Here is a 25,912-nt window from a genome sequence, read left to right as displayed (position 1 = left end):
CCACTCTTCGATGCTGTGGCCGCCGCCTTCTACGGCCGCTCGCCAGTGTCCGTCGGCAGTGATCGCCTCATGGAGCGAGGAGTGGATGGAGAAGACGCGGTCGAGTCCGGTGATCCGGAAGATGCGGTGGATACGGTCGCTGTCGATCACGAGCCTGAGTGAGCCTTCGCGGGTGCGCAGTCGCTTGAGGCTGCCGACGAGGGCGCCCAGGCCGGTCGAGTCCAGGAAATCGACGTTTCGCATGTCCGCGATGACGTGGACGACATCCTTGTCGAGGAGATCGATGATGCCTCCGCGCAGCGTCGGAGCCGTATAGACGTCGATTTCGCCGGCGACCTGGAGGACGGCGCAGTTGCCGCCGGCGGTGAGGGAGTTCAGGTGTAAATCACGCACGTCGGTCTCCCGTGTGGGCGTTGGGTCGTCATCGAGTGGTCACTGTGCAGTCGCTGCGGCGTCATTGCGTGGAATGACAGCGAGTCGTGTGGAACTACGCTAGGACGAGTAGTGAGCCTTGTCAATGGTGGACTTTCGCTGTCATCATGAAGGATGACGTTGCGGATTGTGGGGGATGACGCGAGGGAGCACGGGTGCGGGTCGAAGAGGCCATCGGAAAGCAGATCGCACGCTTCAGGGAGGCGCGACGGCTGTCGCTGACGGAACTGGGCGAGGCGATGGGCCAGTATCTCGACCGCCCCTGGAGCCGCCAGGCCGTCCACCAGGCCGAACGGGGCCGCCGCGCCTTCACGGCAGCCGAGCTGACCGCCATCGCCCTGGCCCTGGACACCTCGGTCCCCGCGCTGTTCCTCGCGGAAGCGGAGCAGATCGAACTGCCGGGCCGGACCATCTCGCCCGAGGAGTACCGAGGGATCCTCCTGTACGCGGGCAAGGACGCGCCCTTGGACGGGGTCGACGAGCTGATCGTGGCCCTGCATGACATAGGGGAGGTTCTGTCGAGGCCCACGCTGGCTCGGCTGGCGAAGATCGGGGCGGTGGCGGAGCAGGTTGCTGGTGTGACAGCAGGGAGCGGGGCAGCGGCGTCCGAACGATCCGGTGAAGCAATGCGGTCGTCGCAGCGCTGAGCGCTCCGATGGGAACGCGGTTCGAAGCTGCGGGTGGCCCCACGGCAATAGTGCAGCAGGCTGCTGCACTATTTGGCTCCGGCCGGGTGCGGGCCATCTTGTGCCAGGAGGGCAGGGCCTCGACGTTCTCGTGCATGAGGTGAGGCTTGCGCACGGTGATCTTTACGCGGGGGCGAACCGTTTCATGTCACCCGAACGGGTGAGGCTGGAGCGAGTGTTCGTATGAGGGCGGCCAGGGCGGTGGGGGTGGTGGTGAGGATGGTGTCGGGGGTGTCGCTTTCGCGGAGGTGGACGGTGCCGGCGGGGGTGGCGGCGACGTAGAGGCAGTTGGCCTGGTCGCCGCTGAAGGATGACTTCTGCCAGTCGAGGGCGGACATGCTGGTGCTCCCTAGAGGGTGTACAGGATGTGTTGTACGAGGCTGAGTGAGTCCTTGGCCGCGTGCCTTACCGGGATCACCGTGGCGTCGATGGGTGGGAGGGCTGCGGTGCTGAGGCGGTCGAACTGGCGGCGGTACTTGGTGACTTCGTCGGTGCCGTGCAGAAACATCGACTGCGCCGGGTGCTCCATGAGTACGGTCTCGAGCTCGCCGCCGTGCGAGGCGATATGGCAGAACGGCGTGGTCAGCGCCGAGACCGCGACGGCGGTGAACGGCACGAACTGGATGGTCACGTGGGGAAGTTCGGCCAGTTCGACGAGCCTCAGCAGTTGCTCGCGCATGACTGATGTGCCGCCGAAGCGCATGTGGAGCGCGGCTTCGTGGATCACAGCGTGAAGGTGAGCGGGCTGGTCGGCGGTGAGGATGCGTTGACGTTCCTGACGGAAGTGCACCGCGGCTTCGATCTCGGCTGTGGTGCGCACGGCATCGCTCGCCTCGAAGATGGAGCGGGTGTACGCCGACACCTGGAACAACCCGGGCAGGAACAGTGACTCGTACGAGCGGAGTTCGGTGGAGGCCTCCTCCAGCTCGGCCAAGTCGAGGGCCGAAGCAGGGAGTTGGTCCCGATAGGAGCTCCACCAGCCTTTGCCGCTGGCTTCGGCCAGGCTCACGAGGCTCTCGACGTAGGTTGAACTAGTGACCCCATATGTCGTGCAGAGGGTACGCATGCGGTCAGATGCGAGGGGAGTTCGGCCACTCTCGACGTGGGTGAGGTGCACGCGACCCATCCCGATGACGGCTCCGGCCTCGTTCAGGGTCATTCCGGCCTGCTCGCGCAACTTCTTGAGCTCGGCGCCCAGTCGTAGCTGCCGGGCGGTGGGGCGGGTACGCAAAGCCAACGCGGTCTCTCCTCGATGAGGTGGGGATCAGTTTGCCGGGGTGAGGGCGCAGGGTCCAGCAAGGTTGAAGTTCAGGTTGAACAAGTAACCCTGCATTCGCTACGTTGAGTGCGGCGACGCTCACGCAGTGATGTCGGAAGCCTCGGCGTCGACGTATGCGTACACGGACGCCGTGTCGCGGAAGTGCACCGCTGATCAGCGACCCCGTACCGGGCGGGGCGCGCCCATGGGGCGGCAGAGACACCGCGGCCGGCGTCGGTCGACGAGGCAGTCCTTCTAGTCCAGATTCCTGCGTCCGTGTCACACCACCTTGGAGGCGTCAGCCATGGAACTTCCGCTCACTTACACCCTGTTCACCCCTGCCATCGTGACCTCGCCCAAGGTCTGCCGGGATTTCGTACGTTCCACATTGGAGACCCTCGGGCTCGGGGAGCTAGCTGATACCGCTGCCCTGTGCACATCCGAGCTGGTGACCAACGTGCATCAGCACGTGCGGGGCGAGGTGCACATTAGAACCACCGTCGAGTATGGGGGAGTTCGCGTCGCCGTGTACGACCGGAATCCAGTGCACCCCTGTCCACAGGGGCGGGTTGGTGGCGACGCGGAGGGCGGGCGCGGGCTGCTGCTCGTGGCCTCGCTCGCGGATGGGTTCGGGGTAACCGAAGTCGAGCCGGGGAAGGGGGTGTGGTTTCGGCTCGACTGCGGGCGGGCGCAGCCTGAGGCGAGTTGACTGCGGTCACGGGGCCTTGACCGCCGAGCTGCTACTCGTGATTGGTGTCCTGGCGTGCCAAATCGGTCACGCGTACTGAGGTGTTCGGGAACAGGGCGGAGAGGCGATCGCGGTTCACGCGGCGGTCGTGTCCCGGCTGAATGAACACACGGAGGATATCGAGGGACGGGAAAGCATGTGGGAGAGGCGTTAGCTGTACGTCAGTTTTGAGGTCGTAGACGTAGAGGGTGCCAACCTGGGGGAGGACGAGGCCCGCTCGGGCGGCCGCGGCGGCATGCTGTGCCCGCAGCCCCAGCTGGTACAGCTCCGGCAGCTCTTGCAGCCCTGTCAGCGGGGCGTCGTCCGGGCAGTCCGTGATGTAGAGGGTCTTCAGTCGAGAGAACTGAGCCAGTGCGGACATGTCGGAGACGGTTCCGCGCAGGTCGAGGCGGCTGAGCTGTTCGGGGTCCAGGTCGGCCAAGAGCGCTTCGGCTGGGAAGTCGCCCTCCAATTGCATCCAGGGGCGACCGCCCATGTCGCGCAGGGCGCGGAGTTCCGCGGGGGAGTAGGCGACGAGGTATAGGTCGTCGTAGCGGAGGCGGGCGATGACCTCACGGCCGTACGTCTCCGTGTCGAACCGGTGCCAGGCTCCGGCGAGTTGCTTGCGCACCTCCCAGGAAGGGTGCTTGCTGAAGCGTGCCAGGTATGGGATCGCCGCGTCGATTCCGATCAGGGAGGCCGTGATGACACACAGGTGTGCCAGCTCGTGGGTATTGGCATCCCTCTGCTCATGCATACCCGCTAGCTGCTTGGGGCCGGGCAGGAGGTCGAGGATGAGGGGACCGATCGAGGCCAGTTCACGGACCGACTCCAGGTTCGGGGGCGGGACCAGCCGAGCGACACCCTGCTCGATCTCGGCACGCACCACCGGATCCAGTTCCGCGGCCTGCTCCAGACAAGACGCTGCCAGCAGCCGGGCCCGCACAGAACCGTCGCGCAGCAGCTCGCGCAGGATCTGTACCCGATCACGCGGACGGCCCTGAGCCACCGCCATGCGGATGACGTCCTCCCACTGATCGTCCGCCGCATGCTTGCAGACCATCCCGAAAGTGCCCTCGTCCAGAAGCGCACGGGCGCCCAGGAAGTCTTGGAAGGTGCGGTGGCAGAAGTCGATCGTGTCGGCGGAGGGCGCGCGCAGCAGTCCGCTTCGGTTGACCAGGTACGTCAGTACGGTCTCGGCGTTGCCCAGCGCGGCCATCTCCGGCAGGGCGGGGAGCGCCTTGTCGATCTCGGCGAGCGCGCGCTCGCGCTCCATCTCCGTGCGGCCGTCTTTGATGAGCCAGTACGCGAGCCGCTGGAGGATTTGGAGCTGGGGCTCCTCCCTGAGCTCGGGACCCGACATGCCGCGCTCCCGGTCGCGACGGGCCAGCAGCATGGTGAGCGCGGCCTCGTACAACTCCTTGCGGCCGAGCGGGAGGAACCCGCGGCGGTCTCGGTGCAGGGCGCAGATCAGGCCGCACATCAGGGGGTTGGTGGCGAGGCGGCCTAGGTCCGGTTTGGCCCGGACCGCTTGCAGGAGCTGGGTCTCGTAGGAGGCGATGCCTGCGTCCTCCTCGTGCTGGCCCGTTCGCGCGGCCCTGTGCCAGCGCCTGATGAACGACGCGACGTCTCCCGGCCGCATCGGCGTGAGTGTGAACTCGGTGAAGCCCTCGTCGGCGAGCCAATTCTCGCGTACGGCCGGCGGACGGGACGTGACCAGCCAGCGGTTGCCCGGGTAGGCGTCGATCAGGTCTGCCAGCCAAGTGTGGGCACGCTCCCGCTCGCCTTCAGGGACCTCGTCGATGCCGTCGATCAGGACGAGGCCGCGGCTGGTGGTGAGCACGCGGGCCTCCCAGCCGGCCGGTTGCTCCCCGGTGAGCGGCGAGCCCACTGCCGCAAGGAAGTCTTTGGGGGCGGGGAGGCGCTCGCCGTGCCGGGTCAGGGTGCGAAGCGGGAGCACGAAGGGGATGCGGCCTGAGAGGTATGCCATGCGTCCGTCGAGGTCCCGGTGAGCGGTGGAGACGGCCAGCCACTGGACGAGGGTCGTCTTGCCGGAGCCAGCTTCGCCACGCAGGAGGATGCGTTCGTGATGGGTCAGGGCCTGGTCGGCGGGTTGGGGGCCCTGGAGAGCGGCGAAGCGGGCCCTGGATATCTCGAGGGCGGCGACCAGATCCTGCGCTTTGCGCTGGGCGGCCCATCGTTCGTCGGGGGAAGTGGCCTGCTGTTCTGCGAGAGCTGCCGCGTGAGTCGCTTCTGCGGCATTGCGGCCTGCTTCGACATCTCTGAGTAAGAAGGCGTTGATCTCCGATGTCTCCTGGGCCGTCGCCTCCAGACTCAAATACGCTGCGTCAAGCGGCCACCGCCCCGGCGAGTTGACCAGGTCGATGCCATAGATCAGCAGCTTGCTGTGCTTCTTGGCGATGTGTGACAGATAACGGCGCTCGAAGGCCGTGTCCCTGGCGTCCTGCCGAGGTGTGCGCGTGATCAACTCATCCAGCTTGGTGATGAGTTCGGTCTGACCCCGGCTTTGCTCCACCAGTGTGCGGGCCACGAAGGTGGATCTTTGGGTAAAGAAGTTGATGATGTGGACGCAGGCCCATTCCGTGAGGGAGTCCAGGAAGTAGGAGGCGTCCGCGGACAGTCCCCGTGTGGGTGCGCGGCTGTGCAGATTGCGGGCCAGCTGGCGGTAGCCGACATTCACGGCCTGGACGTCGTCCATGTCCAGATCGCCCAGCGCAAGCAGCATGTCGGCGAGGGCGTCGGTGACCGCAGTGTCCTCGTCTGCAGGGAACGGGCGCTCGCCCGGCGAATCCAGCGCTTCCCGTACGAGAGAGGCGGCGAGCCTGCGTACGTCCTTCTCCGTCAGCGTCCGCTGCTCGCCCCGGAAGGACACCAGCGCGGACAGCCGTACGGGCCTGTCGACCAGCCCTGCGCCTGGGCCATCCCTTAGGAACAGCTTCTTCACCAGCGGAGCGACCACGCTTGACGCCAGGCGCATGCCGATGACCGCGGGATCCATGCGACGTCCCCCCGAGAGCCGTGAACCAGACCGCTCAGCGTAGTGCGCGTCACATCCCAGAGCGTCTGGATCTTGCCGATCGGTGACATGACGCACAGGCGATTTGTCCGGTACTAGGGCGAGTAGTGGTGACGCGCGATGGGGCAAAACGGACCTTTGGGTCGAGGGGTGGGTGGGCGCCTCGGTGTCGGCCGGACCTGGCTCGGAGGGGCGTGTTCGGGCGCAAGCGGATGGCTGTGAAGTGGGGTTAAACCAGACTTCCAGTAGAAAACACGGAGGATTCAATACGGGATGGTGTTCGTGTCAAGAAGGTGGAAGTTTCGGAGTCAAGTACGACTTTGAGTCGTAGATGAGCCTTTTGTGGGACAGCGGGATCGCGGGTTACCAAGGGACCTCACCCGGCGCATCGACAGCGCGCCGGGTGCGTTCGTGCCCATCCCTCCGGAGGTAGTCCCCATGTCGCAGCGCATCACCAAGTCCCACGTTCTCCGTACGTCCCCGCTCCGTGCCCGGGCGGCTGTCATGGCCGCCGGGCTGGGGGTGTCGGTCGCGCTGGGGGCCGGGGTCGCGGTCGCCGCCGGTAATGGGGCGAGCGCCGGGGCGGTGCAGGGGAGCGCTGCGGCGTCCGTGCGGGAGCAGGCCGCGGCTCAGGGCGAGGCGGCGTCGAAGGCCAAGGTCGCCGAGGCCGCGAAGAAGGCCGCCGTCAAGAAGGCCTCGAAGCCTTCCTGGGTCGACCCGGTCCAGAAGTACAAGCTCTCCGCCAGCTTCAACCAGGCCGGCAATCTGTGGAACTCGACCCACTCCGGCCAGGACTTCGCCGTCGCCTCCGGCACCAAGGTCTTCGCCACGCACGGCGGCACCGTCGTCAAGGCCGGCGGCAACGGCGCCGGTGACGGGCCCGCGTACGGCAACGCCATCGTGATCCGGCACGGCAACGGGACCTACTCGCAGTACGCCCACCTGTCGCGCGTCGAGGTGCAGGCCGGCCAGATCGTCGCGACCGGTCAGCGCATCGGGCTCTCCGGCAACACCGGCAACTCCAGCGGTCCGCACCTGCACTTCGAGATCCGTACGTCCGCCAACTACGGCTCCGCGATAGACCCCGTACGCTTCCTGCGCACCAAGGGCGTCACTCTCTAAGCGGACTCCTTGGGAGTGTTGGCCTGGGTGATCAGTTCGGTGGCGACCTCGAGGACGGCCTTGCGCTTCTCCTCGGGGTCGCCTTCGAGGTCCCGCAGGGCGAACATCCCGGCGTGCATGGAGAACAGCGCGGTGACGGTGCGGACTTGGTCGGTCATCGTGGCGTCCGGCTCCCTGAGCAGGTCCACCATGCGGAGCATGCGGTCCTTGAAGTCCTCGCCGGAACGCAGCTCACGCACGGTCGCCTGGTTCTCCTGCATGAAGCGGAACAGGGGGGCCGCCTCGGTGAGGGCCTCGCTGTAACGGTTGAGGATCTCGCGCTTCGTCTCCAGGGTGCGCGGCTGCTGCTTGCCCCACTCGATCAGCTCGTCCATCGGCTTCGTCAGATCCTGGAACAGGCTGATGAGGATGTCTTCCTTGGTCCTGAAGTGGTAGTAGAGCGCCGCCTTCGTGACGTTCAGCCGCTCCGCGATCTCCCGCAGGGACGTCTTCTCGTAGCCCTGCTCGGCGAAGAGTTCGAGGGCCACGTCCTGGATGCGCTGGCGGGTGTGTCCCCGTTGCTGCCTGCTGGCGCCCATCGTGGCTGCTCCTAGCGCTTCATAGGTGGGTAAAGAGGCGGGTAAAGAAAAACTTACTTGACGCCCGGCTAGTTGCGGACCTACGTTCCGAGTGTAGTCAACTTGCCGGTCGGCAAGTAAGTAGCGGGGCGGTCATCAGGGGAGTGGGGACAATGGCGGACACCGAGGCAGTGGTGGACGACGGGGGCAAGCAACCCCGGAGCGTACGCGTCGTCCTGGGCGCGCTGATGATCGCGATGATGCTCGCGATGCTCGACAACATGATCATCGGGACCGCCATGCCGACCATCGTCGGCGAACTGGGCGGACTCGAGCATCTGTCGTGGGTCGTCACCGCGTACACGCTCGCGACCGCCGCCTCCACCCCGATCTGGGGCAAGCTCGGCGACATGTACGGGCGCAAGGGCGTCTTCATGACCTCGATCGTGCTCTTTCTGATCGGGTCGGCCCTGAGCGGTATGGCCCAGGACATGGGGCAGTTGATCGGGTTCCGGGCCGTACAGGGGCTCGGTGCCGGGGGTCTGATGGTCGGCGTCATGGCGATCATCGGCGATCTGATACCGCCCCGGGAACGCGGCAAGTACCAGGGCATGATGGCCGGCGTGATGGCGCTCGCCATGATCGGCGGTCCACTCGTCGGCGGCACCATCACCGACAACTGGGGCTGGCGCTGGTCCTTCTACATCAACCTGCCGCTCGGCGCCGTGGCGCTCCTCGCCATCAGTGCCGTACTGCATCTGCCCAAGAAGCGGGCGCAGGCTCGGATCGACTACCTGGGTGCCGGGCTGCTGGCCGTGGGGATCACCGCGATCGTGCTGGTCACCACGTGGGGTGGCAGCGAGTACGCCTGGGGCTCCGCCGTGATCATGGAGCTGATCGCGATCGGGGTCGCGGCGCTGGTGGGCTTCGTCTTCGTGCAGACCAAGGCGGCCGAGCCGGTGATGCCGCTGCACATCTTCCGCAGCCGTAACTTCTCGCTGATGTCGGTGATCGGCTTCATCACCGGGTTCGTGATGTTCGGGGCCGTGCTGTTCCTGCCGCTGTATCAGCAGTCCGTGCAGGGGGCGTCCGCGACGAACTCCGGCTTGCTGTTGCTGCCGATGCTCGGGGCGATGCTCATCGTGTCGATGGTCGCTGGGCGGGTGACCACGAACACCGGGCGGTACAAGGTGTTCCCGGTCGTGGGCAGTGTGCTGATGGTCGTCGGGCTGTTCCTGCTCGCGCAGATGGACACGGATACGTCGCGGGTCACGTCCGGTGTGTATATGGCGGTCCTTGGCGCGGGCATGGGGTGTCTGATGCAGATCACCATGCTGGTCTCGCAGAACAGCGTCGAGATGAAGGACATGGGCGTCGCGTCCTCCTCCACGACCCTGTTCCGTACGCTCGGGGCGTCCTTCGGGGTCGCGATCATGGGGGCGCTGTTCAACAGCCGGGTCCAGGATGTGATGGCCGAGCGGGCCGGGGCAGTGGGGTCCGCGGTCACCGAGCAGTCGGCGCAGTTGGATGCGGCGAGTATGGCGAGGCTGCCGGAGGCGGCTCAGGAGGCCTATAAGCATGCGGTGTCCTCCGGTACGCATACGGCGTTCCTGCTGGGGGCGGTCGTGGCTGTTGTCGCTCTGGTGGCGGCGGTGTTCGTGAAGGAGGTGCCGTTGAAGGGGGCGGCGCAGCAGGCGGGAGAGGACGCGGGGGACGACGTTTCGGCGAAGGGGACGGTGGCGGAGACCGTCTGATTTCGCCCCGCCGCCCTTACCCGTCCCGGGGCCTGGCCCCGGACCCCGTTTCGGGGGCCAGCCCCCGGCCCCCTCGTCCTCAAACGCCGGACGGGCTGATTTCAGCCCGTCCGGCGTTTGAGGACGAGGCGTTCAGGCCGATGGGGGTCTGGGGGGCGCAGCCCCCAGCGGGGTCCAGGGGCGCAGCCCCGAGGAAGTGCTGAAGCGGGGTGCCGCACAGACGCCCTACTCCGGCAGCATCGGATAGCTCCCCGTATTCGTCGGCGCGTGCTCCGGCAGCCACAGCACCGCCACCGCCCCCTCCGCGGGCACGTCCTCCGGCGCAGCCACGGGGCGTACGTTGCGGAAGGTGAGCCGCGCGCCGAGCACCCGGGCCTGGCCTGCCGCGATGGTCAGGCCAAGGCCGTGGCCGTGGCCCGCCCGGTCCTTGCTCCCGGTGCGGAAGCGGCTCGGCCCGGCGGCGAGCAGCTCCTCGGGGAAGCCGGGCCCGTGGTCGCGTACGCGGATGACCCGGCCCTCCACCGTGACCTCGATGGGCGGCCTGCCGTGCTTGGCGGCGTTGACCAGCAGGTTGATGAGAACCCGCTCCAGGCGCCGCGGGTCGGTGGTGACCTGCGACTCGTGCACCACCCGCACCTTGATGTCCGCGTCCCGCGCCGCCACCCGCCGGGCCACGAACTCGCCCAGCAGGATGTCCTGCAGCTCGGCCCGCTCCGACGCGCTGTCCAGCCGCGCCACCTCAAGGACGTCCTCGACGAGCGTACGCATCGCCTGCGCCCGGTCCCGTACGAGCTCCGTCGGCCGCCCCGGCGGCAGCAGCTCGGCCGCCGTGAGCAGCCCGGTCACCGGCGTACGCAGCTCGTGCGCGATATCGGCGGTCACCCGACGCTCGGCCTCCAGGCGTCGGCTGAGCGCGTCCGCCATCGCGTCCACGGCCCGCGCGAGGTCATCGGTCTCGTCGCGTACGACTCCGCCGATGGCGTCCCGCACCCGTACGTCCGTCTCGCCCCGCGCGACCTGCCGGGCCGCCGTGGCCGCCTTGCGCAGCCGCTGCGAGAGCTGGCCGCCGATGAGGACGCCGAGCGCGCAGCCGCCGAAGACGACCACGATCGAACCGATCAGCAGCGCCTCGTCAAGGTCGTCCAGCACTGCGGCACTGCGGTCGGTGAACCCCGTGTGCAGCGACAGGATCCGGCCGTCCTTGAGCGGTACGGCGGCCCAGATGTCGGGCACTCCGCTGGGTCCGTCCGCCACATAGGTCGCCCGCCGGCCGGCCGTGGCCTTCGCCAGCAGGTCCTTCGGCAGGTCCGGATCGTCGATCTTGATGCCGGGGAAGTTGGCCCGCCCGGAGGTCTCGTAGTTCCGCTGCGCGATCTGCACACGCTCGTCCGCCAGGTCACGCGCGTTGGAGAGCATCGAGTACCGGGCGGCGTTGTGCACGACCAGGCTCAGAGCTATGGCCACCAGCGCCCCGACCGCGGCGATCGCCGCGCTGAGCTTCCACCTGAGGCCCGTACGCAGCATCGGCCGCGTGAATCTCCGGCGGCGTTCCGGAGTCCCGCTCGGATTCTTGCTCGTCCCCCGCATGATCCGGTCAGGCCCTCAACTTGTAGCCGAAACCGCGGACCGTCTCGATCCGGTCCTGGCCGATCTTCGTACGCAGCCGCTGCACATGGACGTCGACGACGCGGGTGTCGCCGCCCCAGCCGTAGTCCCACACCCGCTCAAGCAGCTTGTCGCGCGAAAGCACGGTCCCCGGGGCGGACGAGAACTCCAGGAGCAGCCGCATCTCGGTGGGCGTCAGCGCCACCGGCGTACCGCCCCTGCGGACCTCCATGCCCTCCGTGTCGATCTCCAGCTCGCCGTCACCGAACGACAGCACACCGCCGTCGACGGACGAGGAACGCTCGGCCTCGGCGGCGGCCCGCTGCCCGCTCGCGTGCCCGAAGCGCCGCAGCACCGCGCGGATACGGGCGACCAGGACGGCCCCGTCGAAGGGCTTGGTGACGTAGTCGTCGGCGCCCGCCTCCAGGCCCAGTACGACATCGATGGAGTCGGCGCGGGCCGACAGCATGATCACCGGGACCGTGGACTCGTCACGGATCCGGCGGCACAGCGAGACGCCGTCCAGGCCCGGCACCATCACATCGAGGAGCGCGATGTCGGGCTGGTCCGCACGGAACGCCTCCAGGCCGGCCAGTCCGTCGGGCATGGCGGTGACCACGAAGCCGTCGCGCTCCAGCGCGAGCTGGGTGGCCTCGCGGATGACGTCGTCGTCCTCGACGAACAGGACGTGGGTCTGCTCTGCCATCCGGTGCTCTCAGTTCTCCGTCGGTCAGTTGTCGGTCAGAGTCAGTTGTCGGTCAGTCCTCGGCCGGGGTCGGCGTCTCGCCGCCCACCTTGCTGTAGTCGTTGTGCTGGCGGTCCCGCTCTATGAAGCGGTCCGTGGTCCAGCGGTACGTGATCACTTCCTCGCCGGACGGGAGCGCCACCGAGTCGCCCTTCTCGTACACCTGCTGGGTGACCATCAGGTCGCCCCGGTCGATCTCCGCGTAGACCGGAGGCTCCTCGGCCTTGAAGACGTTCTTGTACTCATCGCCCTGCTCGCGATACACATACGAGCCGACTCCGACAGCGTCGCCGCAGGTCAGCACGTTGACCACGATGTCGTTCGCGGACCCGCCCGTCAGCTTGCCGTACGAGACGTCGACCGGGTACTCGTCGGCGACGCACGGCCGCAGATCGCGCTTGACCGCCGCGCTGACCTCCGGGTCGGCCCGCAGGAGCCGGACCGCGTCCACGCTCGGCGCGGCCGTGGAGGGCGAGGCGGAGGGCGTCGCGGCGCCCACCGACACCGAGTCGGAACGGGCCGGGCCCTCGTCCCGGGCGCCGGTGCCACCCGTCCCGCAGGCGGATACCAACAGGCCGATGGCGGCGATCACGGCCACTGCCGTGATCGCCGCCTTCAGCGCCCCACGGGCCCGTGAGGGCTCCGTGTCCGGGCCTGTGCCTAGGCCGCGCAACGCTCCCGCTCCTTACCCGCCTTGTCCCTGCCCGCCTTGCCCGGTTCGAGCGCGCGCCCCTCATAGCCGCGGCTCTCCAGCTCCTCGCGGAGCCGGGCCAGGGCCCGGTGCAGCGTGCTCTTGACCGTTCCGGCCGACATACCGAGGGCGGCGGCTGTCTCTTCCGTGGACATCTGCTCCCAGTGTCGCAGCACCACGACACTGCGCTGCTTCGGAGCCAGCACCTTCAGGATGTCCATCAACAGCGCACGGTCCGCGTGCTGCTCGGTCGAGTCGTCCACGCTCGCGTCCGGCAGCTGCTCGGTGGGGACCTCCTCCAGCTTGCAGGTCCGCCACCACTCCGTACGCGTGTTGATCATGACGCGGCGCAGATAGGCGTCCGCGAGGCGCTTGTCCGCGATTCCGTCCCAGCGGCCGTACGTGCGGACCAGCGCCGTCTGGAGCAGGTCCTGGGCGTCGACCGGGTCCGGCACCAAGCGGCGGGCACTGCGCAGCAGCGCGTCCTGCCTGATGCGTACGTACTCTTCGAACTCGAGCACCTCGCCGTGCGCCATGTCCAACCGCCTCCGATCCCCGTTTCCGACCTGCCTGCTGTCGGCTGTACTCCGCTTCGTGTGCCGCTGGTTCGCGGTACGCCAATGAAGCTACGGAGGGCTTGTCACGGGGTTGTCCGAGCGAGCCTGCGGCGAGCGCTCGGCTGTCCGTCGGTTGTGTAACGGAAGTAGGGCGGGAGTAAAGAGGCGCGGGGGATTGGGTGTGAATGAGGTGATTTGCCTGCCGGGGTTACCGGGGGTGTTGCCGCGTTGTGTGTCAGTGGGCTGAGGGGAACCTGTGATTCGCCTTGCGGAACCTGTGGGTCGGCTGAGATCGATTGAGGGGGGAGAGGTGGTACGCGTCAGGTGAGGGGGAGTCGGTACAGGCCGCCGGGGAGGGGTTCGACCAGGCCGTCGGCGACCAGGCCGTCCAGGGCGCGGGCGCGTTGGACGGGCTCGTCCCAGACGCGGTCGAGGACCGGTTGCGGGACCGGGCCGGGCGTGTCGCGCAGGACCGCGAGGAGCCGGCCGCGCACCTGGCGGTCCGTGCCCGCGTACGTCTGGCCGCGGCGCGGCGGGCCCTCGTACGCGGGTTTGCCGGCCAGGCGCCAGGCGCACTGGGCCGCGATCGGACACCGTACGCAGCTCTCGTTCTTCGCCGTGCAGATCAGCGCGCCGAGTTCCATGGAGGCGGCGGCCCAGCGCGAGGCCGTGTGCTCGTCCTCGGGCAACAGGGCGCGGGCGAGCTTGCGTTCGGCGGCGGTGGTGGCGGTCGGGGGGTACTGCACGCCGGTGACGGCTCGCGCGAGCACGCGGCGCACGTTCGTGTCGAGGACTGCGTGGCGCTGCCCGTACGCGAACGAGGCCACGGCGGCGGCTGTGTACTCGCCGATGCCGGGCAGGGCGAGCAGCTTCGCGTGATCCGTGGGTACGTCCCCGCCGTGGCGCTCCGCTATGGCGGTGGCGGCTCCGTGCAGGCGCAGTGCGCGCCGTGGGTAACCGAGGCGTCCCCAGGCCCTGACGGCCTCGCCCGGGGACTCCTTGGCGAGGTCGGCGGGGCGGGGCCAGCGTTTGAGCCACTGCTCGTAGACCGGCAGCACGCGGTTGACCGGCGTCTGTTGCAGCATGAACTCGCTGACCATGACGCCCCAGGGGCCGGCTTCGGGGCGGCGCCAGGGGAGGTCGCGGGCGTGTTCTTCGAACCAGTGGATTACGGGGGTGTGGAGGGTTTCGGTGGGCGCAGTCATGACGGCACCGATCCTGCCACGTGCCTCCGGCGGTTGGGCGGAATGGGTTCGTTGTCTTGTGCGGGTTTGTGGGTGGCTGGTCGCGCCGTTCCCCGCGGGGTGCCTCCGGCGGTTGGGCGGCTGCGGGTGCGTTGTGGCTGGTCGCGCCGTTCCCCGCGCCCCTTGGGGTCCGGTGGGTGGGTCGGGGCCGTGGGCCGGTGCGTCAGCCCGTCGCAGGCCGGGCGTACGGCCCTTTGCTGGTACACGGTGCGGGTGGCCTGAGACCGAACCTAAGCGACGGGCATACGACGCACCGGCCCACGGCCCCTCCCGCCGGTGGGAAGCTGCGGGCACGTGGTGGCTGGTGAACATGATGGCTGGCGGCTCCAGGGACGCGCCCCTTCAGGGGCGCGGGGAACTGCGCGACCAGCCACAATGCACCCGCAGCCGCACACGATCCCAACGCCCCACCCCGATAGGCGCCCCACCCACCGCCCAGGCACAACCAGCCCGTCCGGCGCTTGAGGACGAGGCCGTCAGGCCGACTGCGGGGCCCGGGGGCGGCAGCCCCCCCCGTTTCGGGAAGGGGCGGGGTTGGGGAAGAAAAACCCTTCAGCCCAGCCCCCGCGGCGGCGGAACCCCTGACGATCGGCAGGGGCGGCAGCCGCCCGCCCGCTTGTAGCGTCGGGGAAATGGAACGTCGTCGGAGGAGGGCCGCGGACGCCCTGCTGTGGGCGGCACTGGCCGTGCCGGTCGTCACAGTCGACCGCATCGGCCTGAACGAACCCCGTACCCCGGCGGAGCAACTCGCGGGCATCGCAACCCTGGCCGCAGCCGTAGCGATACGGCGCAGAAGCCCGCTGACGGCCTTCGCGGCAACCGCAGCCCTCAGCCTCGCCTCGGAACCCGCCCTGCTCACCCTCTCGTACGGCCCAGCCCTCGCCGCCTTCGCCCTGTTACTCGGCCGGCACGCACAGCAAACCCGCCCCGCACTGACGGCATTCGGCGCGGTCGGCGTCCTCGGCACGTTCCAGATCGCGGTACGAGGAGTCGACCCGGCGGCCCAATACCCCGTACTCATCGGCACGTTGCTCTTCGGCGTCGTGTTCCCCTGGCTCGGCGGCCGGTACTGGCGCCAGAGCCGCGAACAACTGGAGCGGGAGCAACGGTTCGCCGAGGACCGGGCGCGACTGCGCGAACGGGCCCGTATCGCCCAGGACATGCACGACTCCCTCGGCCACGAACTGAGCCTGATCGCCCTGCGCGCCGGCGCCCTCCAACTCGCCCCCGACCTCGCGGAGCACCACCGCACGGCCGTCGCCGACCTCCGCGAGGCCGCCTCCGACGCCACGGAACGGCTCCACCGCATCATCGGCCTGCTGAGGGAGGAGGACGACGAGCCGGCCCCGCTGACCCCGGCCGACGAGAGTGTCGAGGAACTCGTGGCGCGGGCGGCGGAGTCGGGCCTCCGGGTGCACTGGGAGGGGACGGGGCCGGCCGGTGCGTACTCGCTCGTCGAGCGGATCGTCCACCGGGTCGTACGCGAGGCCCTGACCAACGCCGCCCGGCACGCGCCCGGCGCGGCTGTCACCGTCGCGGTGCGGCGAGAGGCCGACGGTACGGAGGTGAGCGTGGTCAACGGGGCGGCGTCCACGGAAGGGGGTTCGTCGTCGTCCGGGGGTACGGGGTTGCTGGGGCTGCGGACGGCGGTCGAGGGTGTCGGTGGTCGGTTCGAGGCGGGGCCGTACGGGGAGGGGTTCCGGGTCGTGGCGTACGTACCTGCCGCGCCGATCGTTCCGGGCGAGGAGGCCGTCGCGTACTTCCCACCGAGCCCGCCCGCGCATGACCGTCGCCGCGTGCTCCTGGCGTTCTCGGGTGCCGTCGCCGCTGGAGCCGTTTTCCTCGGCGGAGCCTTCGCCTGGTACGCGTACACGAAGACGCACTCGATCCTGAAGCCCGGCGACTACGCCGAACTGCGCCTCGGAACCCCGCTCGACGAGGCCGAACACGTACTGCCCGACCGCACGGTGAGCGACCCACCGGTGGAACGCGCCCCCGCCGCGCCGAAGGGGACCGACTGCCGTTACTACCGCGCGAGCGGCGAACTCTTCGTCCCCGTCGAACACTTCAGACTGTGCTTCGACGACAGGGGGCGGCTGGTCGCCAAGGACGTGGTCCCCAGAGGCAGTTCGGCCGGACAGGTGCCTGAGGAGGAGAAGGAGGAGTGGGTGCGGTGATCCGCGTACTGCTGGCCGACGACGAGGCCATGGTCCGCGCCGGTGTGAAGGCGATCCTCGACGCCGGAGGCGGGGGCGGCATCGAGGTCGTCGCGGAGGCCGCCGACGGACGCGAGGCTGTCGCGCTGACGCAGGCTCACCGGCCCGACGTGGCGCTGCTCGACATCCGGATGCCGCGCCTGGACGGGCTCGCGGCCGCGGAGGAGATCGTACGGACCGTGCCCGGAACGGCGGTTGCGATCCTGACGACCTTCTCGGAGGACGCGTACGTGGCCCGGGCGCTGGGCGGCGGTGCCACGGGTTTCCTGTTGAAGTCCGGTGATCCGCACGAACTCGTCGCGGGGGTGCGGGCGGTCGCCGACGGGGCCGCGTTCCTCTCGCCGAAGGTGGCCCGGCACGTGATCGACGGTTTCGGCGCCGGGCGGCGGCTGAGTCGCGAGGCAGCCGCCCGTGATCGCGTCGCGTCGCTCACTCCCCGCGAACGCGAAGTCCTCGGGCTGCTCGGAGCCGGCCTCTCGAACCCCGAGATCGCCGCCCGCCTGCATCTCGTGGAGGGCACGGTGAAGGCGTATGTGAGCGCGATTCTCGACCGGTTGGAGGTCAGAAACCGCGTCCAGGCGGCGATCGTGGCGTATGAGGCGGGCTTGGCCGAGTAAGTGCCGAGCAAGTGACGTCCCCTCAGCTTCGGCCCGCGAACCACCGCACCGGCCCCGCCGCCGATCCCCGCATCGCCTCCGCCACCCGTGCCGCCGGACGCGTCGTCAGGCGTACGAAGGTGAAGGCGACGAGCGTGCCGAGGGCCAGGCCCGCCACCGTGTCGTGCGGGTAGTGCACGCCGACGAACACCCGGGAGAAGGCCATGAGCAGGGCCGTCGGAGCCGTCAGCCACAGGATGCCCCGCCAGGTCAGCGCGAGCGCTGCCGTCGCGGCGCCCGCGATCGTGGCGTGGTTGCTGGGGAAGGACCAGTCGCCGTGCGGCGGGCAGTCGACGAGTGGGGCGGTCGCGTCGGCGACGGCTCGGCACGGGCGTTCCTCGTCGACAGCGGACTTGAGCAGTTCGCTGCACACGTACGCCACGGCCGTGGCCAGAGGCGCGAGGACCGCAATCGCGAAAGCCCCCGGTTCGCTCCGCCGCCGACGCCACCAGGCGACGACGAAGAGGACGCCGTAGAACAGCAGTCCGGCCTCCGTCCATAACTCGGCCAAGTGCTGTAGCCACGTCGGGGTGTCGTGGGCGGCGTCGGTGATCTCTCGGTAAAGGTCGGCGTCCATGGTCACGGACGGTATTCGAGGGTCGTTCGTCGTCACATCCTGCGATCGTCGGGACCTCGACCTGACGAAAGACAGGGGTGGGCCTGGCCGTTGTCCAGGATGATGATCCGGAAAAGTTGGGGCTCAGGGCGGCGGGTGGGGACAGCGAACTCGCGGATCTCTCGTAAGGTTTGCGCCGTGGGATCTCTGCGCAATCCTGTCGGGCCGCTTCCCTCCTCCATCTACTGGCGTCGGAGGGCCGTTCTGCTGTCCCTGGCCGCGCTGTTGGCGCTGCTGGTCACCTGGATCGTCACCTCCGGCGACGGAGGCGGCAACAACGACGCGAACGGGACCAACGGCAAGAACCCCGCGCCCTCCATCACACCCGGCCCCACCAGTTCGGGGCCCGCGATCAGCGAAGCCCCGGGCGGACGCGACGAGTCGGGCGACGAGACTGGCGGGAGCGGTGGCAGTGGGGGGAGCGGAGGAAGCGACGGGTCCGAGGACTCCGGTGGTGGCTCCGCGGGCTCCGGTGGGGCGGACGGCTCCTCCGGTGGCGCGGGCGGTACCGGTGGTGGCTCGGCCGGCGTCGGGGGTGGCGGTGTCTCCGGGGATACGGTTCCTGCCGGGTCGAGCCTTCCCAACTGCACGCCCGGAGCGGTGCAGTTGACGCTGCGCAGCGTCCAGAACGCGTACTCCCCCGACGAGCAGCCCGAGCTGGAGCTGATCGTCACGAACTCCTCCGCCACCGACTGCAAGCTCGATCTCGGCCCGAAGGAAGCGGTGCTGACGATCACTCAGGCGGGCGGCGACGACGAGTTGTGGTCCTCGGCCGACTGCCCGACGGGCGCCGGCAGCGTCCTGTACCGCATCCCGGCGAACGACAGCGTCACCCGCAACCTGGAGTGGAACCGCAAGGCGAGCGCCCCCGAGTGCGCGACGCCCCCGGCGGGTTCGGCAAGCGCGGGCACGTACTTGGTGGAGGCCACGGCTCCGGGCCTGACAACGGCCCGGACGTCATTCGTCCTGGAGAAGGACTAGGGGCGCCCCTGGGGTCCGGTGGGTGGGTCGGGGCCGTGGGCCGGTGCGTCAGCCCGTCGCAGGCGGGGCGTACGGCCCTTTGCTGGTACAGGGTGCGGGTGGCCTGAGACAGAACCTAAGCGACGGGCATACGACGCACCGGCCCACGGCCCCTCCCGCCGGTGGCAGGCTGCGGGCACGTGGGGGGTGCGGGCTCTTCCGGGGCGCGTGCTTTCGGGGCGCGGACAGTCGCAGGCTTTTCAGGGGCGCGGGGCTGTGTCGATTTGCGGCTCCGCCGCGTGGGCGCGACCAGCCACGACGGACCCGCGGTCGCCCATGAACCCAACACCCCACCCCCGTAGGCACCCCGCCCAGCCGTCGGCTAGACGTACCGCTCCAGAATCGACGACTCCGCCAACCGCGAAAGCCCCTCCCGAACGCTCCGTGCCCGCGCCTCGCCGACGCCGTCCACCGTTTGGAGGTCGTTGACGCTCGCGGCGAGTAGCTTCTGCAGGCCGCCGAAGTGCTCGACCAGGCGGTCGATGATCGCGCCGGGCAGCCGCGGCACCTTGGCGAGGAGCCGGTAACCGCGCGGTGACACCGCGGAGTCGAGCGTCTCGGGTGAGCCGGTGTAGCCCAACGCCCGTGCCACCGTGGGCAGTTCGAGCAGCTCGGCGTGGGTGAGCGCGTCGAGTTCGGAGAGGGCCTCGTCGACCGTGCGGGAGCGCTTGGCGGTGGGCTCCGGAACGTAGTCCCGTACGACGAGCTCGCGCTCGGGCTCGACGCCGGCGATCAACTCGTCCAGCTGGAGGGCGAGAAGGCGGCCGTCCGTGCCCAACTCCACCACGTACTCGGCGATCTCCGTGGCGATCCGGCGCACCATCTCCAGACGCTGGGCCACCGCCGAGACATCCCGGACGGTGACCAGGTCCTCGATCTCCAGCGCCGACAGCGTGCCCGCGACCTCGTCGAGGCGGAGCTTGTAGCGCTCCAGGGTGGCCAGGGCCTGGTTGGCGCGGGAGAGGATCGCCGCCGAGTCCTCCAGGACGCGGCGCTGTCCGTCCACGTACAGCGCGATCAGGCGCATGGACTGGGAGACGGAGACGACGGGGAAGCCGACCTGCTTGGAGACCCGGTCGGCCGTGCGGTGCCGGGTGCCCGTCTCCTCGGTGGGGATGGTGGGGTCGGGTACCAGCTGTACGCCCGCCCGCAGGATCTTGGTGATGTCCTTGTCGACAATGATGCCGCCGTCGAGCTTGCACAGCTCGCGCAGCCGGGTCGCCGTGAACTCGACGTCCAGGACGAAGCCGCCCGTGCACATCGACTCGACCGTCTTGTCCCAGCCGAGCACGATGAGCCCGCCGGTGTTGCCGCGGAGAATCCGCTCCAGGCCGTCGCGGAGACCCGTGCCGGGTGCCACGGCGCTCAGCGAGGCGCGCATCAGCCCATCGGCACCGGAGCTCCCACCGGACTTTCCGGGAGCTGCCGCCCGGTCATTGGCTGCCACTGCACTCCTCCGGTCGCAGGTTCTGGGGCGCTCCCGTTTCGCATACTTCGTTCGTACGGACGGTCGAGACCTGGGCAAAGTCTACCGGCGCTCCTCCTCGTCCCGTGGGGCCTCTCGACGACGCGACCTCGGAAGCACCCGCAGAGCGTCCCCCATGTCGGCCACTTCCAGGACCTTCATACCGGGAGGGATCTTGCCGGGATCGCCCGGTACGAGCGCATGCGTGAAGCCCAGACGGTGGGCTTCGGCGAGTCTGCGCTGGACGCCCGTGACCCGTCTGACCTCGCCCGCGAGGCCCACTTCGCCGATCGCCACGAGGTTCTTGGGGAGCGGGGTGTCGCTCGCGGCGGAGGCCAGGGCGAGGGCGATCGCCAGGTCCGCGGCCGGCTCGGAGAGCTTCACGCCGCCGACCGTCGCGGAGTAGATGTCCCGCTTTCCCAGGGCGCTGATCCGGCCGCGCTGCTCCAGGACGGCGAGCATCATCGAGACGCGGGAGGTCTCCAGGCCCGAGGTCGTACGCCTGGGGGAGGGGATCTGCGAGTCGACGGTGAGCGCCTGGACCTCGGCGACCAGGGGGCGGCGGCCTTCGAGGGTGACGGTCAGGCAGGTGCCGGGGACCGGCTCGGCGCGGCGGGTGAGGAACAGGCCGCTGGGGTCGGCGAGTCCGGTGATGCCCTCGTCGTGCAGCTCGAAGCAGCCGACCTCGTCCGTCGTGCCGTATCTGTTCTTGACGCCTCGTACGAGCCTCAGGCGCGCGTGCCGGTCGCCCTCGAAGCTCAGGACGACGTCCACGAGGTGCTCCAGGAGGCGGGGGCCCGCGATGGCGCCGTCCTTGGTGACATGGCCCACAAGGAGTGTGGACATGCCGCGCTCCTTGGAGACGCGGATCAGGGCGCCGGCCACCTCGCGGACCTGGGACATGCCTCCGGGGGCGCCGTCGATCTCCGGAGAGGCCACGGTCTGTACGGAGTCGAGGATCAGGAGGGACGGCTTCACCGCGTCCAAGTGGCCGAGGACGGCGGCCAGATCGGTCTCCGCGGCGAGATACAGGTGGTCGTCGATCGCCTTGATGCGGTCGGCCCGCAGGCGGACCTGGCTCGCGGACTCCTCGCCGGTGATGTAGAGCGTGCGATGTTCGTCACTTGCCGACTTGGCCGCCACGTCCAGCAGCAGTGTGGACTTGCCGACGCCCGGCTCGCCCGCGACGAGCACGACCGCGCCCGGCACCAGTCCGCCGCCGAGCACCCGGTCCAGCTCCGGTACGCCGGTGGGGCGGGCGGTCGCCTGGCGGCCGTCGACCTGGCCGATGGGCACCGCGGACGTCGTGACCCGGCCGGGTGCCGTCGTACGGACCGCGGGCGCGCCGTACTCCTCGACCGTCCCCCAGGCCTGGCACTCGGGGCAGCGGCCGAGCCACTTGGCCGTCTGCCAGCCGCATTCGGTGCAGCGGTAGGACGGCCGGTCCTTCGCGGTCTTCGTACGGGCAGCCATGCACGAACCGTAACCGCCACCACTGACAACGCCGTCCCCGCCCACCACCACGTGCTTCCGGCCCCGTCGCCAAGATCAGGGCACCCTTCGCAAACCGGCCGCAACCGATCCGGAACGCGCAGCGGAATTGAAGGTTCCTGTACCCTTATGGGGGATCGTTTCACCCGTATGGATTAAAAGTGCTCACGCAGGGAGAAGGGGTCGCCGCCCGGCGCCTACGGTCGCTCGCGTGATGAGCCGCAGTCCGGAAACCACCATGCACACCACCGGCGCGAGCCGGGCGCCCCGTGCCGCACCCGACCGGGCGGCGGTCCGTACGTCGGCGCAGTGCCCGCCCCCGCGCTACGAGCCGTATCTGGACGGCCTGTTCACGTACTGCCTTTCAGTGCTCTGCGACCACGACGCCGCGGTCGCCGCCCTCGGTGACGCCCTCGCGCTCGCCGAGCGCCGTGGCCCGCGCGGCGTGCAGGCATCCGACGAGCGCAGGGCCTGGCTGTACGCCCTCGCCCGCTGGGCCTGCCTGCGCAAGCTCGCCGAGGCCACGGACAAGGACCGGCAGGGCGACAACCGGCAGGGCAACAGCCGGCAGCCCAATCGCCAGTTCCGGCAGGCCAAGCCCGTCCGGCAGAAACGTCGTGGGACGCGCGCGCCGGACGCCGAAGAAGACCGTCGCCGTCGCGAACTCACCCTGCTCGCCTGGCCGGAAGCCGCCGGAACCACGCCCGAGCAGCGCGAAGCGCTCGAACTCGCCATACGGCACCAGCTCGCCGTCCGCGAGGTCGCCGCCGTCCTCGGCATGGACCTGCTCGCCGCCCGCGAACTCCTCGCCGCCGCCGCCTGCGAGGTCGAGCGCACCCGCGCGGCCCTCGCCGTCGTCGAGACCGGCGCCTGCCCGGCCGTCGCCCGGCTCACCGGCGACAGGCTGGTCCTCAGCACGCCCCTGCGCCGCGAACTGGTCCGGCACGTCGACGACTGTCCGCGCTGCCGCCGTACCGCCGAGCGCGCGATCCCCGGCTCCTGGCCCGGCACCAACGTCACGCCCGCCGAGCTCCCCGTACTCGAAGCCCCACGCGCCGCCCTCCACATGGCGATGGCGCATGCCCCACGCGCGCGGGGCGGCACTCCGCGCTTCGACCGGCGCGGCTTCCCGCTGGACCCCAAGGACGACGCGGCCCGCCGTAACCGCCTGCGCGCGCGTGCCATCACGACGACGGTCGTCGCCACCGTCGTGGCGGCTCCCGTACTCGCCCTGTGGGTGGCCTACCGCGGCGCCCCCCTCACCGGAGAGGGCTCGCCGGGCCGTCCGATCACCGCGAGCGAGGCGCACGGCCCCGACGCACTCGGCGGCGAGCACGCGGGCGACTACGAGAACGCGGGCAGCGCCAGCGCGAAGCCGGACGCGCAGCTCAGTGGGGGAACCGGCGAGGGAAAACGTTCGTCCGAAGTCCCTGTCTCCGTCCAGGTCACCGGCGAGCAGAAAAGTGGCCTCTCCGTAGAGGCCGATTCCAGCGGCGACACGACGCTGATCACCTTGAGGGCATCCGGCAGTTCACCGGTCCACTGGTCCGCGCGCACCGGCGCCTCCTGGCTCTATCTGAGCCAGTCGTCGGGAACGCTGCGGCCCGGCGAGTCGTTGACGATCAAGGTGTACGTCGATCATCTCCGCGAGCCGAACGGCCCCTGGAGCGCGCGGGTGTCGATCGCACCCGCGAGCGCGGTGGTCTTCATCGGCGGCTACGGAACGGCGGGCCCGTCACACCTGGCCCCTGCTCCGGACGCGACCCCGAGCGCTCCCGCGCCGTCCGCCCCCGGCCCCACGCCAAGCGACTCGACCCCCTCGGCCCCCGAGCCCACGCCCACCAGCCCGCCCCCGTCCGAGCCGGACCCGGCCCCCACGGAACCCACGGACTCGCCCCCGCCACCGAGCGACGGCAGCACCCCGAGCCCTTCGGAAAGCTAGCCCCCAGGGGACGCGGTACGCCCCACAACCCCCGTCAGCCAACCGGATCCGCCGGATGCGGTGCCACCAGCGGCAGCTGGGACGCCAGCCGCTCCTCGCACAGCTCCACCAGCCGGTCGTACGCGGCCTTGCCCATCATCTCGATGAGCTCGGGCCGGTATGTGACGTACACCGGTTCGCCCGAGCCGTGCGCGGACGTCGCCGACGTGCACCACCAGTGCAGGTCGTGGCCGCCCGGGCCCCAGCCGCGGCGGTCGTACTCGCCTATCGAGATCTGGAGTACGCGCGTGTCGTCGGGCCGGTCTATCCAGTCGTACGTCCGTCGCACGGGCAGCTGCCAGCAGACGTCCGGCTTGGTCTCCAGGGGCTCGCGGCCTTCCTTCAGCGCCAGGATGTGCAGCGAGCAGCCGGCGCCGCCCTGGAAGCCGGGGCGGTTCTGGAAGATGCACGAGCCCTGGTACGGGCGGGTCTGCCGGGAGCCCTCCTCGTCCTTCGAGACCCAGCCGGTCTCCATGCCGACGTCGTGGTTCTGCCAGATCTCCGGCGTGAGTCTCGCCACATGCCCTGCTACGCGCTTCTCGTCGTCCTCGTCCGAGAAATGGGCGCCGAGCGTGCAGCACCCGTCGTCCGCGCGACCCGCCTGGATGCCCTGGCAGCCGCTGCCGAAGATGCAGTTCCAGCGAGAGGTCAGCCAGGTCAGATCGCAGCGGAACACCTGCTCGTCGTCGGCCGGATCCGGGAACTCCACCCACGCCCGCGCGAAGTCGAGCCCCTTCTCGTCCGGCTCGGACGCCGGGACAGCGGCCTTCTTCGGGAAGTTCTTGGATGAGTTCTTCGGAGACTGCTTCGGGGACTTCTTGGTCTTGCCGGGCGCCTTCGCCTGCGAAGAACCCTTGGCTGAGGTGGCCGAGCCTGCCGATTTGTCGGTCTTCGCCTTTTTCGTCTTTGGCACGTGTCCAGGGTAAGTCGCTGGGAACCACTCCGGGGACCAGCAGGGGGGCCGGCTCGCAGTAGCGTTCGTACATGAGACTCGGTGTCCTCGACGTGGGTTCGAACACGGTGCATCTGCTGGTGGTGGATGCACACCCTGGCGCGCGCCCGTTGCCCGCGCATTCGCACAAGGCGGAGCTGCGGCTCGCCCAACTCCTCGACGAGAACGGGTCGATCGGCCCCGAGGGCGTCGACAAACTGATCTCCGTCGTCCGGGAGGCGCTCGACGCGGCCGAGGACAAGGGCGTCGAGGACCTCCTGACGTTCGCGACCTCCGCCGTGCGCGAGGCGAGCAACGCCGACGACGTACTGGACCGGGTACGCGCCGAGACGGGCGTCGAACTACAGGTCCTCACCGGCGCGGAGGAGGCCCGGCTCACCTTCCTCGCCGCCCGCCGCTGGTTCGGCTGGTCGGCCGGAAAGCTGCTGGTCATCGATATCGGCGGCGGCTCCCTGGAGATCGCGTACGGCATCGACGAGGAACCCGACGCGGCGGTGTCACTGCCGCTCGGCGCGGGACGCCTGACGGCCGCCTGGCTGCCCGGCGATCCACCGGACCCCGCGGACGTCAAGGCGCTGCGTCGGCATGTACGCGCCCAGATCGCCCGCACGGTCGGCGAGTTCAGCCGCTTCGGCTCCCCCGACCACGTGGTCGCCACCTCCAAGACGTTCCGCCAGCTGGCCCGCATCGCGGGAGCCGCCCGCTCGGCAGACGGCCTCTACGTACAACGCGAACTCAAACGCAGGTCCCTGGAGGACTGGGTCCCCCAGCTGGCCACCATGACCACAGACCAACGCGCCGAACTCCCAGGTGTCTCCGAGGGCCGAGCAGGCCAACTCCCGGCAGGCGCCCTGGTGGCAGAGGCCGCGATGGACTTGTTCGGCGTGGAGACGCTGGAGATCTGCCCGTGGGCACTGAGGGAGGGAGTGATCCTCCGGCGCCTGGATCACATGGCTTCGGCGTAGGAGGAGGGGCCCTTGGTCCCGAAGGGGCCGGGGCCCCGACAGGGGCGCGGGGAACTGCGCGACAAGCCACAACGAACCCGCACGCACCCGCGGCGCAAACCCCAACGGCGATTAGGCGAACCCAGCGACAAGAAA

General features: G+C 69.6%; 22 protein-coding genes and 1 pseudogene. 9 read left to right on the top strand and 14 right to left on the bottom strand.

The annotated features are described in order from the left end of the window. Window positions 1-54: 54 nt before the first annotated feature. A pseudogene (locus tag ACYVO6_RS06800) lies at window positions 55-393 on the bottom strand (STAS domain-containing protein); the annotation flags it as partial. Between the two features lie 194 nt (window positions 394-587). Between ACYVO6_RS06800 and ACYVO6_RS06795 the strand changes: the two are divergent. After that, entirely contained in the window at window positions 588-1,079 is a 492-nt protein-coding gene (locus ACYVO6_RS06795; protein ID WP_461058306.1) for a helix-turn-helix domain-containing protein, read from the top strand. Window positions 1,080-1,261: 182 nt separating this feature from the next. Here the strand turns inward: ACYVO6_RS06795 and ACYVO6_RS06790 are convergent, their stop codons facing one another. Beyond that, a complete protein-coding gene (locus ACYVO6_RS06790; protein ID WP_461058304.1) occupies window positions 1,262-1,456 on the bottom strand; it encodes a DUF397 domain-containing protein in 195 nt (64 codons plus the stop codon). Window positions 1,457-1,467: 11 nt separating this feature from the next. Beyond that, window positions 1,468-2,355, bottom strand: a complete 888-nt coding sequence (locus tag ACYVO6_RS06785) for a helix-turn-helix domain-containing protein (protein ID WP_461058302.1) — start codon at window positions 2,353-2,355, stop codon at window positions 1,468-1,470. 325 nt (window positions 2,356-2,680) lie between these two features. On the opposite strand from ACYVO6_RS06785, the gene ACYVO6_RS06780 reads away from it, so the two are divergent. Then, on the top strand, window positions 2,681-3,085 hold the full coding sequence (locus ACYVO6_RS06780) for an ATP-binding protein (protein ID WP_461058300.1): 405 nt from the start codon (window positions 2,681-2,683) through the stop codon (window positions 3,083-3,085). A gap of 31 nt (window positions 3,086-3,116) precedes the next feature. Here the strand turns inward: ACYVO6_RS06780 and ACYVO6_RS06775 are convergent, their stop codons facing one another. Further along, complete coding sequence (locus tag ACYVO6_RS06775) at window positions 3,117-6,122, bottom strand: NACHT domain-containing protein (protein WP_461058298.1); 3,006 nt, start codon at window positions 6,120-6,122, stop codon at window positions 3,117-3,119. Window positions 6,123-6,578: 456 nt separating this feature from the next. Between ACYVO6_RS06775 and ACYVO6_RS06770 the strand changes: the two genes are divergently transcribed. Next, window positions 6,579-7,262, top strand: coding sequence for a M23 family metallopeptidase (locus ACYVO6_RS06770; RefSeq protein WP_461058296.1), 684 nt, complete (start codon window positions 6,579-6,581; stop codon window positions 7,260-7,262). On the opposite strand, the gene ACYVO6_RS06765 is transcribed toward ACYVO6_RS06770, so the two are convergent. Further along, a complete protein-coding gene (locus ACYVO6_RS06765) occupies window positions 7,259-7,840 on the bottom strand; it encodes a TetR/AcrR family transcriptional regulator (protein WP_461058294.1) in 582 nt (193 codons plus the stop codon). The genes ACYVO6_RS06770 and ACYVO6_RS06765 overlap by 4 nt on opposite strands. A gap of 152 nt (window positions 7,841-7,992) precedes the next feature. Between ACYVO6_RS06765 and ACYVO6_RS06760 the strand changes: the two genes are divergently transcribed. Next, the gene (locus tag ACYVO6_RS06760; RefSeq protein WP_461058292.1) at window positions 7,993-9,573 is read left to right on the top strand and encodes an MDR family MFS transporter; all 1,581 of its coding nucleotides are present in this window, start codon (window positions 7,993-7,995) and stop codon (window positions 9,571-9,573) included. Window positions 9,574-9,798: 225 nt separating this feature from the next. Here the strand turns inward: ACYVO6_RS06760 and cseC are convergent, their stop codons facing one another. The 5 genes from cseC to ACYVO6_RS06735 form a co-directional block, all read right to left on the bottom strand. Further along, a complete protein-coding gene (gene cseC / locus ACYVO6_RS06755) occupies window positions 9,799-11,097 on the bottom strand; it encodes a two-component system sensor histidine kinase CseC (protein WP_461058290.1) in 1,299 nt (432 codons plus the stop codon). Window positions 11,098-11,167: 70 nt separating this feature from the next. Further along, window positions 11,168-11,884, bottom strand: coding sequence for a two-component system response regulator CseB (cseB, locus tag ACYVO6_RS06750; RefSeq protein ID WP_461058288.1), 717 nt, complete (start codon window positions 11,882-11,884; stop codon window positions 11,168-11,170). A 52-nt stretch (window positions 11,885-11,936) separates the two neighbouring features. Beyond that, window positions 11,937-12,596: a hypothetical protein gene (locus ACYVO6_RS06745; RefSeq protein WP_461058286.1), complete on the bottom strand. Its 660-nt coding sequence runs from the start codon at window positions 12,594-12,596 to the stop codon at window positions 11,937-11,939. Next, window positions 12,584-13,150 (bottom strand): SigE family RNA polymerase sigma factor, encoded by a 567-nt coding sequence (locus tag ACYVO6_RS06740; protein WP_461058284.1) that lies wholly within the window; start codon window positions 13,148-13,150, stop codon window positions 12,584-12,586. Before ACYVO6_RS06740 ends, ACYVO6_RS06745 begins: the two co-directional genes overlap by 13 nt. 341 nt (window positions 13,151-13,491) lie before the next feature. After that, window positions 13,492-14,376 carry an HhH-GPD family protein gene (locus tag ACYVO6_RS06735; RefSeq protein WP_461058282.1) on the bottom strand — a complete coding sequence of 295 codons (885 nt, stop codon included), beginning with the start codon at window positions 14,374-14,376 and terminating at the stop codon, window positions 13,492-13,494. 671 nt (window positions 14,377-15,047) lie between these two features. Between ACYVO6_RS06735 and ACYVO6_RS06730 the strand changes: the two genes are divergently transcribed. Together ACYVO6_RS06730 and ACYVO6_RS06725 are read left to right on the top strand one after the other, a co-directional pair. Next, entirely contained in the window at window positions 15,048-16,592 is a 1,545-nt protein-coding gene (locus tag ACYVO6_RS06730; RefSeq protein ID WP_461058280.1) for a sensor histidine kinase, read from the top strand. After that, entirely contained in the window at window positions 16,589-17,248 is a 660-nt protein-coding gene (locus ACYVO6_RS06725; RefSeq protein WP_189327606.1) for a response regulator transcription factor, read from the top strand. The genes ACYVO6_RS06730 and ACYVO6_RS06725 overlap by 4 nt, the downstream gene beginning before the upstream one ends. Before the next feature lie 22 nt (window positions 17,249-17,270). On the opposite strand, the gene ACYVO6_RS06720 is transcribed toward ACYVO6_RS06725, so the two are convergent. Further along, a complete protein-coding gene (locus ACYVO6_RS06720; protein WP_461058278.1) occupies window positions 17,271-17,864 on the bottom strand; it encodes a phosphatase PAP2 family protein in 594 nt (197 codons plus the stop codon). A 177-nt stretch (window positions 17,865-18,041) separates the two neighbouring features. On the opposite strand from ACYVO6_RS06720, the gene ACYVO6_RS06715 reads away from it, so the two are divergent. Beyond that, window positions 18,042-18,884: a hypothetical protein gene (locus tag ACYVO6_RS06715; protein ID WP_461058276.1), complete on the top strand. Its 843-nt coding sequence runs from the start codon at window positions 18,042-18,044 to the stop codon at window positions 18,882-18,884. A 361-nt stretch (window positions 18,885-19,245) separates the two neighbouring features. Here the strand turns inward: ACYVO6_RS06715 and disA are convergent, their stop codons facing one another. Together disA and radA are read right to left on the bottom strand one after the other, a co-directional pair. After that, window positions 19,246-20,370 carry a DNA integrity scanning diadenylate cyclase DisA gene (gene disA, locus ACYVO6_RS06710; protein ID WP_461058274.1) on the bottom strand — a complete coding sequence of 375 codons (1,125 nt, stop codon included), beginning with the start codon at window positions 20,368-20,370 and terminating at the stop codon, window positions 19,246-19,248. An 81-nt stretch (window positions 20,371-20,451) separates the two neighbouring features. Next, the gene (gene radA, locus ACYVO6_RS06705) at window positions 20,452-21,861 is read right to left on the bottom strand and encodes a DNA repair protein RadA (RefSeq protein WP_461058272.1); all 1,410 of its coding nucleotides are present in this window, start codon (window positions 21,859-21,861) and stop codon (window positions 20,452-20,454) included. 232 nt (window positions 21,862-22,093) lie between these two features. Between radA and ACYVO6_RS06700 the strand changes: the two genes are divergently transcribed. Beyond that, window positions 22,094-23,821 carry a BACON domain-containing protein gene (locus tag ACYVO6_RS06700; RefSeq protein ID WP_461059298.1) on the top strand — a complete coding sequence of 576 codons (1,728 nt, stop codon included), beginning with the start codon at window positions 22,094-22,096 and terminating at the stop codon, window positions 23,819-23,821. A gap of 34 nt (window positions 23,822-23,855) precedes the next feature. On the opposite strand, the gene ACYVO6_RS06695 is transcribed toward ACYVO6_RS06700, so the two are convergent. Beyond that, complete coding sequence (locus tag ACYVO6_RS06695; RefSeq protein WP_461058270.1) at window positions 23,856-24,773, bottom strand: hypothetical protein; 918 nt, start codon at window positions 24,771-24,773, stop codon at window positions 23,856-23,858. A gap of 71 nt (window positions 24,774-24,844) precedes the next feature. Between ACYVO6_RS06695 and ACYVO6_RS06690 the strand changes: the two genes are divergently transcribed. Then, window positions 24,845-25,777 carry a Ppx/GppA family phosphatase gene (locus ACYVO6_RS06690; protein WP_461058268.1) on the top strand — a complete coding sequence of 311 codons (933 nt, stop codon included), beginning with the start codon at window positions 24,845-24,847 and terminating at the stop codon, window positions 25,775-25,777. The last annotated feature ends 135 nt before the right edge of the window (window positions 25,778-25,912 follow it).

Source organism: Streptomyces pseudoechinosporeus (assembly GCF_054783935.1).
Note: the sequence above shows the minus strand (reverse complement) of the source record. Positions and strands in the feature narration are given on the sequence as shown.

What these genes read in the sequence shown, in the direction of transcription:
- ACYVO6_RS06790 (WP_461058304.1), bottom strand. Translation starts at nt 1,456, where the DNA reads ATGTCCGCCCTCGACTGGCAGAAGTCATCCTTCAGCGGCGACCAGGCC.
- ACYVO6_RS06780 (WP_461058300.1), top strand. Translation starts at nt 2,681, where the DNA reads ATGGAACTTCCGCTCACTTACACCCTGTTCACCCCTGCCATCGTGACC.
- ACYVO6_RS06775 (WP_461058298.1), bottom strand. Translation starts at nt 6,122, where the DNA reads ATGGATCCCGCGGTCATCGGCATGCGCCTGGCGTCAAGCGTGGTCGCT.
- ACYVO6_RS06770 (WP_461058296.1), top strand. Translation starts at nt 6,579, where the DNA reads ATGTCGCAGCGCATCACCAAGTCCCACGTTCTCCGTACGTCCCCGCTC.
- ACYVO6_RS06765 (WP_461058294.1), bottom strand. Translation starts at nt 7,840, where the DNA reads ATGGGCGCCAGCAGGCAGCAACGGGGACACACCCGCCAGCGCATCCAG.
- ACYVO6_RS06760 (WP_461058292.1), top strand. Translation starts at nt 7,993, where the DNA reads ATGGCGGACACCGAGGCAGTGGTGGACGACGGGGGCAAGCAACCCCGG.
- cseC (WP_461058290.1), bottom strand. Translation starts at nt 11,097, where the DNA reads ATGCTGCGTACGGGCCTCAGGTGGAAGCTCAGCGCGGCGATCGCCGCG.
- cseB (WP_461058288.1), bottom strand. Translation starts at nt 11,884, where the DNA reads ATGGCAGAGCAGACCCACGTCCTGTTCGTCGAGGACGACGACGTCATC.
- ACYVO6_RS06740 (WP_461058284.1), bottom strand. Translation starts at nt 13,150, where the DNA reads ATGGCGCACGGCGAGGTGCTCGAGTTCGAAGAGTACGTACGCATCAGG.
- ACYVO6_RS06735 (WP_461058282.1), bottom strand. Translation starts at nt 14,376, where the DNA reads ATGACTGCGCCCACCGAAACCCTCCACACCCCCGTAATCCACTGGTTC.
- ACYVO6_RS06730 (WP_461058280.1), top strand. Translation starts at nt 15,048, where the DNA reads ATGGAACGTCGTCGGAGGAGGGCCGCGGACGCCCTGCTGTGGGCGGCA.
- ACYVO6_RS06720 (WP_461058278.1), bottom strand. Translation starts at nt 17,864, where the DNA reads ATGGACGCCGACCTTTACCGAGAGATCACCGACGCCGCCCACGACACC.
- radA (WP_461058272.1), bottom strand. Translation starts at nt 21,861, where the DNA reads ATGGCTGCCCGTACGAAGACCGCGAAGGACCGGCCGTCCTACCGCTGC.
- ACYVO6_RS06700 (WP_461059298.1), top strand. Translation starts at nt 22,094, where the DNA reads ATGAGCCGCAGTCCGGAAACCACCATGCACACCACCGGCGCGAGCCGG.
- ACYVO6_RS06690 (WP_461058268.1), top strand. Translation starts at nt 24,845, where the DNA reads ATGAGACTCGGTGTCCTCGACGTGGGTTCGAACACGGTGCATCTGCTG.